The organism is Mycobacterium sp. (genome assembly GCF_050701515.1).
Lineage (GTDB): Bacteria > Actinomycetota > Actinomycetes > Mycobacteriales > Mycobacteriaceae > Mycobacterium.
Map to the genome: position 1 here is coordinate 38301 of NZ_JBOGDB010000157.1, position 11148 is coordinate 49448.

General features: G+C 66.9%; 11 protein-coding genes. 2 read left to right on the top strand and 9 right to left on the bottom strand.

Going from position 1 to position 11148, the window contains the following annotated elements:
• From ahcY to ACRDU5_RS13425, 6 genes are all read right to left on the bottom strand, one after another.
• Window positions 1-1470, bottom strand: coding sequence for an adenosylhomocysteinase (gene ahcY, locus ACRDU5_RS13400; protein ID WP_526615040.1), 1470 nt, complete (start codon window positions 1468-1470; stop codon window positions 1-3).
• Window positions 1471-1548: 78 nt separating this feature from the next.
• The gene (alkX, locus tag ACRDU5_RS13405; protein ID WP_526615041.1) at window positions 1549-2184 is read right to left on the bottom strand and encodes a TetR family transcriptional regulator AlkX; all 636 of its coding nucleotides are present in this window, start codon (window positions 2182-2184) and stop codon (window positions 1549-1551) included.
• Window positions 2181-2363, bottom strand: a complete 183-nt coding sequence (locus ACRDU5_RS13410) for a rubredoxin (protein ID WP_526615042.1) — start codon at window positions 2361-2363, stop codon at window positions 2181-2183. Before ACRDU5_RS13410 ends, alkX begins: the two co-directional genes overlap by 4 nt.
• The gene (locus ACRDU5_RS13415) at window positions 2360-2533 is read right to left on the bottom strand and encodes a rubredoxin (protein WP_526615043.1); all 174 of its coding nucleotides are present in this window, start codon (window positions 2531-2533) and stop codon (window positions 2360-2362) included. Before ACRDU5_RS13415 ends, ACRDU5_RS13410 begins: the two co-directional genes overlap by 4 nt.
• On the bottom strand, window positions 2530-3678 hold the full coding sequence (locus ACRDU5_RS13420) for an alkane 1-monooxygenase (RefSeq protein WP_526615059.1): 1149 nt from the start codon (window positions 3676-3678) through the stop codon (window positions 2530-2532). Before ACRDU5_RS13420 ends, ACRDU5_RS13415 begins: the two co-directional genes overlap by 4 nt.
• Before the next feature lie 239 nt (window positions 3679-3917).
• A complete protein-coding gene (locus tag ACRDU5_RS13425; protein WP_526615060.1) occupies window positions 3918-5384 on the bottom strand; it encodes an amino acid permease in 1467 nt (488 codons plus the stop codon).
• A gap of 35 nt (window positions 5385-5419) precedes the next feature.
• On the opposite strand from ACRDU5_RS13425, the gene ACRDU5_RS13430 reads away from it, so the two are divergent.
• Both ACRDU5_RS13430 and ACRDU5_RS13435 read left to right on the top strand, forming a co-directional pair.
• The gene (locus tag ACRDU5_RS13430) at window positions 5420-6796 is read left to right on the top strand and encodes an FAD-dependent oxidoreductase (RefSeq protein WP_526615045.1); all 1377 of its coding nucleotides are present in this window, start codon (window positions 5420-5422) and stop codon (window positions 6794-6796) included.
• Complete coding sequence (locus tag ACRDU5_RS13435; RefSeq protein WP_526615046.1) at window positions 6793-7743, top strand: DUF808 domain-containing protein; 951 nt, start codon at window positions 6793-6795, stop codon at window positions 7741-7743. Before ACRDU5_RS13430 ends, ACRDU5_RS13435 begins: the two co-directional genes overlap by 4 nt.
• A 7-nt stretch (window positions 7744-7750) precedes the next feature.
• Here ACRDU5_RS13435 and manA read toward each other — a convergent pair whose 3' ends face one another.
• The 3 genes from manA to ACRDU5_RS13450 all read right to left on the bottom strand — a co-directional run.
• Window positions 7751-8977 carry a mannose-6-phosphate isomerase, class I gene (manA, locus tag ACRDU5_RS13440; RefSeq protein WP_526615047.1) on the bottom strand — a complete coding sequence of 409 codons (1227 nt, stop codon included), beginning with the start codon at window positions 8975-8977 and terminating at the stop codon, window positions 7751-7753.
• Window positions 8978-8981: 4 nt separating this feature from the next.
• A complete protein-coding gene (locus ACRDU5_RS13445; RefSeq protein WP_526615048.1) occupies window positions 8982-10055 on the bottom strand; it encodes a TobH protein in 1074 nt (357 codons plus the stop codon).
• A partial coding sequence (locus ACRDU5_RS13450; protein WP_526615049.1) for a phosphomannomutase/phosphoglucomutase occupies window positions 10052-11148 on the bottom strand: 1097 nt, incomplete at its 5' end. The genes ACRDU5_RS13445 and ACRDU5_RS13450, both read right to left, overlap by 4 nt.

Consider the following 11148-nt stretch of genomic DNA (forward strand, 5'->3'; position numbering starts at 1 on the left):
TCAGTAGCGGTAGTGCTCCGCCTTGTATGGGCCCTCGACATCGACGTTGATGTACTCGGCCTGCTCCTTGGTCAGCTTGGTGAGCTGACCGCCGAGCGCCTCCACGTGGATGCGGGCCACCTTCTCATCGAGCTGCTTGGCCAGCCGGTACACGGCGTTGTCGTATTCGTCGTTCTTGGTCCACAGCTCGATCTGCGCGATCACCTGGTTGGAGAAGCTGTTGCTCATCACGAACGACGGGTGTCCGGTCGCGTTGCCGAGGTTCAGCAGCCGGCCCTCGGACAACACGATGATCGACTTGCCGTCGTCAAAGATCCACTGATCGACCTGGGGCTTGATGTTGACCCGCTTGGCGCCCGAACGCTCAAGCGCGGCAATCTGAATCTCGTCGTCGAAGTGGCCGATGTTGCCCAGGATCGCCTGATCCTTCATCGCCCGCATGTGCTCGAGCGTGATGATGTCCTTGTTGCCGGTCGCGGTGATGACGATGTCGGCCTCACCAATCGCCTGCTCCACGGTGCGGACGTCAAAGCCGTCCATCAGCGCCTGCAGCGCGTTGATCGGGTCGATCTCGGTGACGGAAACCCGGGCGCCCTGGCCGGCCAGCGACTCCGCGCAGCCCTTGCCGACGTCGCCGTAGCCGCAGATCAGGATCTTCTTGCCGCCGATCAGCACGTCGGTGCCGCGGTTGATGCCGTCGATCAGCGAGTGCCGGGTGCCGTATTTGTTGTCGAACTTGGACTTGGTCACCGAGTCGTTGACGTTGATGGCCGGGAACGGCAACTCACCCGCGGCCTCGAACTGGTACAGCCGCAGCACGCCGGTCGTCGTCTCCTCGGTGACGCCCTTGACCGACTCCGCGATCTTGGTCCACTTGGTCTTGTCGGTCTCGAAGCGCGCGCGCAGCAGGTTGAGGAACACCTTCCATTCGGCAGGGTCGTCGTCCTCGGCGGGCGGCACCACACCGGCCTTCTCGTACTGGGCGCCCCGCAGCACCAGCATGGTGGCGTCGCCGCCGTCGTCGAGAATCATGTTGGCCGGCTGATCAGGCCAGGTCAGCATCTGCTCGGCGGCCCACCAGTACTCCTCGAGCGTCTCGCCCTTCCACGCGAACACCGGCACACCCTTGGGCGCTTCGGGGGTGCCGTGCGGACCGACGACGACGGCCGCGGCGGCATGGTCCTGGGTGGAGAAGATATTGCACGACGCCCACCTGACCTCGGCGCCCAGCGCGACCAGCGTCTCGATCAGCACCGCGGTCTGCACGGTCATGTGCAGCGAGCCGGAGATCCGGGCGCCCTTCAGGGGTACCACCTCTGCGTACTCCCGCCGCAAGGACATCAGCCCGGGCATCTCGTGCTCGGCCAGCCGGATCTCCTTGCGGCCGAAATCGGCCAGGGACAGGTCGGCCACCTTGTAGTCGATGCCGTTTCGGACATCGGCGGTCAGCCGCTGCTCAGTCGTCGTCATCCTCGTCCTTCACGTAGCGCTCAATTACTTAGCTTGGTTACACATTAGCCCGCGCGGCGTAGGTCTCGCCAAATCGCGTCAGTCGGTCTGGATGACACCGTATCGTTCGGCGGCCGGCGTCAGCAGCCGGGCCAGGTCAGCGGCGACGTCGTGATCGGCTTCCGGCGGCATGGAGATGTAACTCATGGCCAGCCGGACGATGGCGCGGGCCAGGATGCCGGCGTCCTCGTCGGTGCACTTCACCCAGCTGTGCTGGAAGGTGGCGGTCAATCGCTGTGAGCAGTGGGTGATGATCGGGCCGGCATCGGTGGTGATGAGCTGCAACAGGTCGGGTTTGGTTCCGCCGGTGAGCAGCGAGATGACCAGCGGATCGGCGGCGGACTCGGCGAAGAAGTCCCGGAAGCCAGCCATGAACGCCGCATAGACATCGCCGACGTTGCCGATGATTGCACCGTCGATCTGGTCGACGAGGCGGTCTGCCAGCCGCAGCGCGTACGCCTGGGCGAGCCCCTGCCGCGAGCCGAACTCGTTGTAGATGGTCTGGCGGCTGATCCCGGCCGCACGGGCCACGTCGGACAGCGTGATCGCCGACCAGTCGCGGCTCAGCAGCAGATCCCGCATGCCGTCGAGGATCGAGTCGCGAAGCAGCACCCGCGACGCCTCGGCATACGGGATCCGTTGCCTGGTTTCCACACGCGCGACAGTAGCCGTCACGGACGGGCGACCTCGACCATTTCGAAGTCAGCCTTCGCCGCGCCGCAGTCCGGGCAGCTCCAGTCGTCCGGGATGTCATCCCAGCGGGTGCCGGGCGCGATGCCGTCCTCCGGCCAGCCCTTCTCCTCGTCGTATTCGAATCCGCACTGTACGCAGACGAACAGTTTGTAGTCATTCATTTCATTGCTCCTATCTCTTCGAAGTCGACCTTCTCGCGCACCCCGCAGTCGGGGCAGGTCCAGTCGTCGGGTATGTCAGCGAACGGCGTGCCGGCCGGGAAGCCTTCGCGCGGCGCGCCTTTCGCCTCGTCGTAGGTGTAGTCACAGATCGGGCAGCGGTAGGAGCTCACGCGGCCGCTCCGTAACGCGCGAGCATCTTGTCGCGCAACCGCGGCTGCAGGTTCACCCTGGTGATATCGCCGTCGTAGTGCTCGAGCACCCGGTGGTCCATCACCTTGCGCCACACCGCCGGCACATAGGTCAGCGCGATCATCGACGCGTAGCCGCTGGGCAGGTTCGGTGCACCTTCCATGCTGCGCAACGTCTGGTAGCGCCGCGTCGGGTTGGCGTGGTGATCGCTGTGCCGCTGCAGGTGGTACAGGAACAGGTTGGTCACGATGTGGTCGGAATTCCAGCTGTGTTCGGGCGTGCAGCGCTCGTAGCGGCCGTTCGCCGTCTGCTGCCGCTGCAGCCCGTAGTGCTCGAGGTAGTTCACCGTTTCCAGCAAGGCGAAGCCGAACACCGCCTGGACGATGAGGAACGGGATCAGCGCCGGACCGAACACCGCGATGAGCGCACCGAACAGCACAACCGACATCGCCCAGGCGTTGAGCACGTCGTTGCTCGGATGCCACGGGCTCTTGTTCAGCCGACGCAGCCGCTGCGCTTCCAGATTCCATGCCGACCGCAGGCTGCCCCACACACTGCGCGGCAAGAACTCCCAGAACGTCTCGCCGAAACGGGCCGACGCGGGATCCTCCGGAGTGGCGACCCGCACGTGGTGGCCGCGGTTGTGCTCGATGTAGAAGTGGCCGTAGGCGGTCTGGGCCAGCGTGATCTTGGACAGCCACCGCTCCACCGAGTCCTTCTTGTGGCCCATCTCGTGGGCGGTGTTGATGCCGATACCGCCCAACACACCGACCGACAGCGCCAGGCCGATCTTGGTGGGCCAGCCCAGACCACCGTCATAGCCGAGCCAGCCGAGGTCGGACGCGGTGAAGAGGTAGGCGCCGAAGATCACGCTGGCGTACTGGAACGGGATGAAGATGTAGGTGCAGTACCGGTAGTACTTGTCGTTCTCCAGCCGCTCCATCACCTCGTCCGGCGGGTTCTGCCCGTCCGGGCCGTACCGCAGGTCCAGCGCCGGCAACAGGACGTACAGCAGGAACGGGCCGATCCAGAAGAACACCTGCGACGCGGTGTGCCAGCCGAACTGGTTGAACGCCCAGACGAACGGCAGCACGACGAACAACGCCGTCGGCGTGATCAGTCCCATCAGCCATAGATGCCGTTTCTTGTCCCGCCACTGCCCGGTTTCGACCTGCTCGAACTCGACTGTCACGACCAGTCACCTCCTGTGAGTGCCATCACGTTGATGACTTGACTATAGAGGCTGGTTTGTCGGCTGTCTAGACACAAACCCGCTTTTTGTAAAGCGCCTCCAACGCACGTTTACCCGTACGAATGCGATTTCGGCGTGATTACCTGCGCGGAGCGCAGGTAATCACGCCGAAATCACTCGACGGGGGCGGTCTCCCGCTGCGCGAGCAATGAATGCCGCCGGCCGTACAGCCAGTAGATGACGACACCGATGGCCATCCAGATCAGGAAGCGGAACCAGGTCAGCGCGGTCAGGTTCAGCATCAGCCACAGGCAGGCGAGAATCGCGGCGATCGGCAGCACCGGCACCCACGGCACCCGGAAACCACGCGACAGCTCCGGGCGGGTGCGGCGCAGCACGAGCACGCCGGCCGCCACCAACACGAACGCGAACAGGGTGCCGATGTTGACCATTTCCTCGAGCTTGTCCATCGGGAACACCGACGCCGCAACGGCCACCAGCACGCCGACCAGCACGGTGATCCGCACCGGCGTGCCGTGCGGCCCGGTCTTGGCCAGCGATCGCGGCAGCAGCCCGTCGCGCGACATCGCGAACAGCACCCGCGTCTGCCCCAGCACCAGCACGATGACGACGGTGGTCAGCCCGGCCAGGGCGCCGATCGAGATCACCTTCGCCGCCCAGTCCACCCCGTTCGCGGTGAACGCCGTCGCCAGGTTGGCCTGCTCTCCGGCCTCGCGCAGCTCGGTGTAGCGCACCATTCCGGTCAGCACGACGGCCACCGCGACATACAGCACCGTCACGATCGCCAGCGAGGCCAGGATGCCGCGGGGCACGTCACGCTGCGGATTCTTGGTCTCCTCCGCGGTGGTGGCGACGATGTCGAAGCCGATGAACGCGAAGAACACGATCGACGCGCCGGCCAGCACGCCATACCAGCCGTAGTTGCTGCCCTCGGCGCCGGTGATCAGTGACAGCAGCGACTGATCGCCTTGCTCGCCGGTGGCCGATTCCCCCGGCGGAATGAACGGCGTGTAGTTCGCGGCCTTGATGTAGAAGGCGCCGACGGCCACCACCAGCAGCACCACCGACACCTTGATCACGGTGATGACCAGGCTCACTTCCGCGGACAGCTTGGTGCCCCACGCCAATATGGCCGTCACGAACGCGATGATCAGCAGCGCGCCCCAGTCGAGGTTAAGTCCGCCGAATTGCGCTGTGCTGCCGCCGAATTCGAACACCGTGCCGATATAGCTCGACCAGCCCTTGGCCACCACCGCTGCGGCCACCGCGAACTCCAGGATCAGGTCCCAGCCGATGATCCAGGCAACGAACTCACCAAACGTCGCGTAGGAGAACGTGTAGGCGCTGCCGGCAACCGGCACGGTGGATGCGAATTCCGCGTAGCACAGCGCGGCCAGGCCGCACGCGATCGCGGCGATGATGAAGGACACCGAGATCGCGGGCCCGGTGAGATTTCCGGCGGTGGACGCCGTGATGGTGAAGATGCCGGCACCGATCACCACCGACACCCCGAAGACCGTGAGATCCCACCACGTCAGATCCTTGTGCAACCGGGTACTGGGTTCAGCCGTGTCGGCGATCGACTGCTCCACCGACTTCGTCCGCCATCCGCCGGTCATCCCCATGTCGGCAACCTACCGGTACTGTCCGGTCAATGGGGCGGAGCGGAGAACACGCAGTCGTCATCGGGGCGAGCATCGCGGGGCTGTGCGCCGCGCGAGTGCTGTCGGACTTCTACGACCGGGTGACGCTGTTCGAACGCGACGGCCTGCCCGACGGTCCAGCGCACCGTTCGGCGGTTCCGCAGGGCAGGCACGTGCACCTGTTGATGGCGCGCGGCGCCCAGGAGTTCGAAAGCCATTTCCCGGGCCTGCTCGACGACATGGTCGCCGCTGGTGTGCCGATGCTGGAGAACCGGCCGGACTGCATCCACTTCGGCGCCGCCGGTCATCTCCTCGGCACCCATCATCGGCTGCAGAACGAGTTCACCGCGTACGTGCCGAGCCGGCCTCAGCTGGAATGGCAGATCCGGCGCCGGGTGATGGCGATCGACAACGTGGACTTCGCGCATGCCGCGGTCGCCGAGCCGACGTTCGACGCGGCCCGGCAGCGGGTGTCCGGCGTGCTGCTGGACTCCGGTGCGGAGAAATCGGCCGATCTCGTCGTCGATGCCGCAGGCCGCGGCACTCGGCTGCCGGTCTGGTTGGCGCAGTGGGGCTTTGACCGCCCGCACGAGGACATCGTCGATGTCGGCATCGGTTACGCCACCCATCAGCTGCGCATTCCGGAGGGCCTGATCGCCGAGAAGGTCGTCGTCTGCGGCGCATCCCGTGCGCAGCCGCGTGGACTCGGCATGCTCTGCTACGAGGACGGCAGCTGGGCCCTGACCACATTCGGCGTGGCCAAGGTCGAGCCGCCGCACGATTTCGCCGGAATGTGTGAGCTGGCCGACGAGATCCTGCCCGCGCACCTCGCTGCCGCCATCCGGCAGGCCGAGCGCATCGGCGAGATGGCGTTTCACAAGTACCCGACGAGCCGGTGGCGCCGGTATGACAAGCTGACCCGCTTTCCGGCCGGCATCATTCCGTTCGGCGACGCCGTCGCGAGCTACAACCCGACCTTCGGGCAGGGCATGACCATGACGTCGCTACAGGCCGGCCATCTGCGGCAGACGCTGGCGGTACCGGGCGCAGACCTGGCTGGCGAATTCAACCGCGCCACCGCGAAGACGACGTACCCGGTGTGGACGATGAACGCGATCGGCGACCTGACGTTGCACCGGGCCTCCGGCCCGATGCCGTGGTGGTACCGGCCGGTGGGTGGTCTGTTCGACCAGTTCCTCGGCGCGGCCGAGACGGATCCCGTTCTCGCCGAATGGTTTCTGCGGCGGTTCAGCCTGTTGGACAGCCTCTACATGGTCCCGTCGACTCGGCTGGTGGGCCGAACCATCCGCCACAACATGCGGTTGTGGCTGGCCGAGAAACGCACCGCCAACCGGCCGGCTGACGATGCCATGACGGGGACGCGATGAGCGCGGGTCTGTTCGGGCTCCTCGACGACGTCGCCGCTATCGCACGGCTCGCGGCCGCATCGGTCGACGACATCGGCGCCGCCACCGGGCGCGCGACCGCGAAGGCGGCCGGTGTCGTCGTCGACGACACCGCAGTGACGCCGCAGTATGTACACGGCATTGCCGCCGAGCGCGAGCTGCCGATCATCAAGCGGATCGCGATTGGATCCCTGCGCAACAAGCTGCTGTTCATCCTGCCGGCCGCGTTGCTGCTCAGTCAGTTCCTGCCGTGGCTGCTGACCCCGATCCTGATGATCGGCGCGACGTACCTCTGCTACGAGGGCGCCGAGAAGGTATGGGGTCGCATCCGTGGTCACGACGACCATGTCGCACCCACCGCGACGGTCGGCCCGGACGCCGAGCGCCAGATGGCCGCCGGGGCGATCCGCACCGACTTCATCCTGTCCGCCGAGATCATGGTGATCGCCCTCAACGAGGTGGCCGGCGAGAAGTTCTGGCCCCGGCTCATCATCCTGGTCGCCGTCGCCCTGGTCATCACCGCCGCGGTGTACGGCGTGGTCGCGGCCATCGTGAAGATGGACGACATCGGGCTGAGCCTGACGCAGCGCACCTCACGCTTCGCGCAGCGGGTGGGCCGAGGCCTGGTCGCCACCATGCCCAAACTGCTCGCAGCACTCTCGGCCATCGGCACAGTCGCGATGCTCTGGGTCGGCGGCCACATTCTGCTCGTCGGCACCGACGACGTCGGCTGGCACGCGCCGTACGGCCTGGTCCACCACGCCGAAGAGTTCGTCCATCACGCCGTCCAGGGCGTCGGCGCGGTTTTCGCCTGGCTGGTCAATACCGCGGCGTCCGCCGTGATCGGCCTGATAGTCGGCGCCGTTGTGGTGGCAATCGTGAACGTGCTTCCATTCCGCCGCCGAGACGAGCACCACCCGGAAGCCTGACCGCCCCTCAGATACCTACCGTGGCCCGGAACAATTTTGTCGGCTGCGCAGCCACCAGCCGGATCGGCCCGTCGTCGGCCGACACCCACGCCGCCGCGCCGCGCTCGAGTGTCAGCGCGCTGGATTTGGCGTGCACCACCGTCGAGCCTTCGGTACACAGCAGAATCTGCGGGCCGTCGTGGTGGGCCGGCGCGTCGACCTCGTGGCCGAGCCGATCACCGTCGAGGCACAACACCGACACCGAGAATTCCGGGGCGGGGGTGACGTAGACGAGTTCCATTCCGTCCCTTGATGTTTCCGGACGAAGCGCCTTCTCGCTGGCCGGCGTGAAATCGAGCACCCGCAGCAGCTCCGGTACGTCAACGTGTTTCGGGGTCAGGCCACCACGCAGCACGTTGTCGGAGTTGGCCATCACCTCGACGCCGATGCCGTACAGGTAGGTGTGCAGGTTTCCGGCCGGCAGATAGATGGCCTCGCCGGGCCGCAGGCTCAACCGATTCAACAACAGGGCGGCCAGCACGCCGGCGTCACCGGGATAGCGCTCGCCGAGCTCGAGCACGGCCTTGGCCTCGGCCGCGAATTCCTTCTTGCGCGAGCGGACATAGTGGATCGCGCCTTCCAGCACCGCGGGCACCAGCACATCGAGGTCGGGCTGCGGTGCGGTGATCCACGTGGTGAACAGTGCGCGCAGGCCGTCGCCGTCGGGTTGGCCGGTCAGCAGGCTGACGAACGGATCCAGGTCGGACACCGCCAGCGCCCGCAGCAACTCGACGGTGCGCGGGGCGGGCCGGAATCCGGCCAGCACCTCGAACGTCTGCAGCGCCACCAACAGCTCGGGCTTGTGGCTGCGATCGCGGTAGTTGCGTACCGGCGACGACAACGGAATGCCCTGACGGTCCTCCCGCGCGAATCCCTCCGCCGCCTGTTCGGCGCTCGGATGGGCCTGCAGGGACAGCGGCTCGTCGGCGGCCAACACCTTCATCAGGAACGGCAGCGTGTCACCGAAGCGGCCCCGCACGGCCGCACCCAGCTGTCCCTCCGGGTCTTCGCGCACGGTCTCCAGCAGCGACCGTTCGCCGTTGTCGGTTTCCAGCCACGCCGGGTCGCCCGGATGGGCACCCAGCCACAGTTCGGCCTCCGGATGCGCTGTGGGACTTGGTCTTCCGACGAAGTCAGCAATCGCTGTCCGCGAACCCCATGCGTAGGTCCGCACCGCGCCACGTAGCAGGTGCACTCGGCTATCCTCGGACCAGTCGCAGGTAGGTGGCCGCCATCTCCAACCGGACGGCCAACATCGCCAATTGCTGCTCTGGGTGCCCAGTCGCCAGCGGCGCCTTGACGTCCGGGACATCTTCGGCGGCGATCACATCCACGTCGCCGATGCCGGTCACCCGGGCCATAACCACCGGCCGCGCGGCATCGGTGGCCAGCACGAAGGTCCGGACCCGTGCCAGCCGTGGGCCGTCAATCTGCTCGTCATGGAACAACCCATCATGGTCGGCGCCAGGCGTCACGCCCATCCCGCCGCGAAGCGCGACAAGTGCGTCGGCCAGACCAACCGCGGCGACAGGCCGGTGGGCGACCCGCAGCATCATCGCCGCACCGTGGCGGGCCAGCGCCAGCGTCGCCGCGGTATCGCCGGCCAAAACGACCTCGTGACCGGTCATTCGATCGGCGAGGTTCTTGGCGGGGTTGGTGAACAGTTCGCGGCCTGCGCTGTTGCGCATGGCTTCGGCGTCCAACTCGTCGGCGAGCGCGGCGAGATCGATCTGAAGCGCAGGGTCTACGACGGTCAAGATGGCCAACCCTGCTCCGAGATAATGCGCCAGCCCGAAGTCGTCGGGAACCCGCAGCCGCGGTTCGAGCACGACCGCGCGGCCGGCCGTGGCATCCCGCAGCGGCCCCTGGAATGGTGCGACGACGACGACGCGCGCGCCCCGGCGCAGGGCGGTCGCCGCGGCCGACACCAGATTCGGATCGCCGGGATCGTCACCCGCCAGGACAAGAACGTCCAACGCGCCGATCCACGGCGGCGCGTTGGGCGCGAGGACGATCGGCGCCGCAACCGACCCGCCCTGCGCGGCGGCCAGCATCGACCCGGCCCTCTCGGCCGTTCCACGGCCGGCCACCCAGATGACCGTGCGGGGCGGCTGGTCGGACCGTAGCGCTTCCAGCTCGCCCTCCTCGATTGCAACGGCAGTGGCACGTACCTGCGCGCCGGCCATCGAGGCTGCGCGCAGCAAACCTTCCCGGTCCGCGGCTAGCAGGCCTTCCACGTCGTCGAGGTCGACGCCAGCCTGGGTGGCGTTCACGTGGCCACCTCAGTGCGAGTGGCGATTTGAGCAGCAATCTGCCCGACGATTTCGTCGACTTCCTCGACGCTACGCGCCTCGACGTTGAGGCGCAGCAACGGCTCCGTATTGGACATGCGCAGGTTGAACCAGCTGCCGTCGCCCAGGTCTACGGTCACGCCGTCGAGGTGATCGATGGAGTGGATCCGGGTACCGAACGACGCGAGCACCGCATCCACGCAGGACTCGGCGTCGGCGACGGTGAAGTTGATCTCGCCGGATGATTCGTACCGCTGATAGTCGGCCATCAACTCCGACAGCGGCCGCCGCTGCTCGCCGAGCGCGGCGAGCACGTGCAGGGCCGCAAGCATCCCGGAGTCGGCGCCCCAGAAATCACGGAAGTAGTAGTGCGCCGAGTGTTCGCCGCCGAAAATCGCGCCGGTCTCGGCCATCAGCTCCTTGATGTAGGAGTGGCCGACGCGGGAGCGCACCGGAGTCCCGCCCCGCTCGACGACCAACTCGGGTACCGCTCGGGAGGTGATCAGGTTGTGGATCACCGTTGCGCCGATCTCCCTGTTCAATTCGCACGCGGCCACCAGGGCGGTGACCGCCGACGGCGGTACCGGGTGCCCCGATTCGTCCACGACGAAACACCGGTCGGCGTCACCGTCGAACGCCAGCCCGATGTCAGCGCCCGTCGAGACCACGTGCGTCTGCAGGTCGACCAGGTTGGCCGGGTCCAGCGGGTTGGCCTCGTGGTTGGGAAAGGTGCCGTCGAGCTCGAAGTACAGCGGCAGCAGCGTGATCGACGGGATCGGGCCCAGCACCGCGGGCGTGGTGTGACCTGCCATGCCGTTGCCGGCGTCGACGGCGACCCGCAACGGGCGCAGCGCCGTCAGATCGACCAGCGAGCGCAGGAATTCGCCATAGTCGGCCAGCACGTCACGGTCGAGGGTCTTGCCCACCGGACCGTCGTACGCCGGCACGCCGGCGATCACCTCGTCACTGATCGCCGTCAGCCCGGAGTCCTTGCCGACGGCTTTGGCGCCGGCCCGGCACAGCTTGATCCCGTTGTAGGCCGCGGGGTTGTGGCTGGCGGTGAACACCGCGCCCG

Bases quoted from the DNA above. Each gene is read 5' to 3' on its own strand.
- ACRDU5_RS13410 (WP_526615042.1), bottom strand. From the start codon at position 2,363: ATGAATGACTACAAACTGTTCGTCTGCGTACAGTGCGGATTCGAATAC.
- ACRDU5_RS13420 (WP_526615059.1), bottom strand. From the start codon at position 3,678: ATGGGACTGATCACGCCGACGGCGTTGTTCGTCGTGCTGCCGTTCGTC.
- ACRDU5_RS13430 (WP_526615045.1), top strand. From the start codon at position 5,420: ATGGGGCGGAGCGGAGAACACGCAGTCGTCATCGGGGCGAGCATCGCG.
- ACRDU5_RS13435 (WP_526615046.1), top strand. From the start codon at position 6,793: ATGAGCGCGGGTCTGTTCGGGCTCCTCGACGACGTCGCCGCTATCGCA.
- ahcY (WP_526615040.1), bottom strand. From the start codon at position 1,470: ATGACGACGACTGAGCAGCGGCTGACCGCCGATGTCCGAAACGGCATC.
- ACRDU5_RS13425 (WP_526615060.1), bottom strand. From the start codon at position 5,384: ATGACCGGCGGATGGCGGACGAAGTCGGTGGAGCAGTCGATCGCCGAC.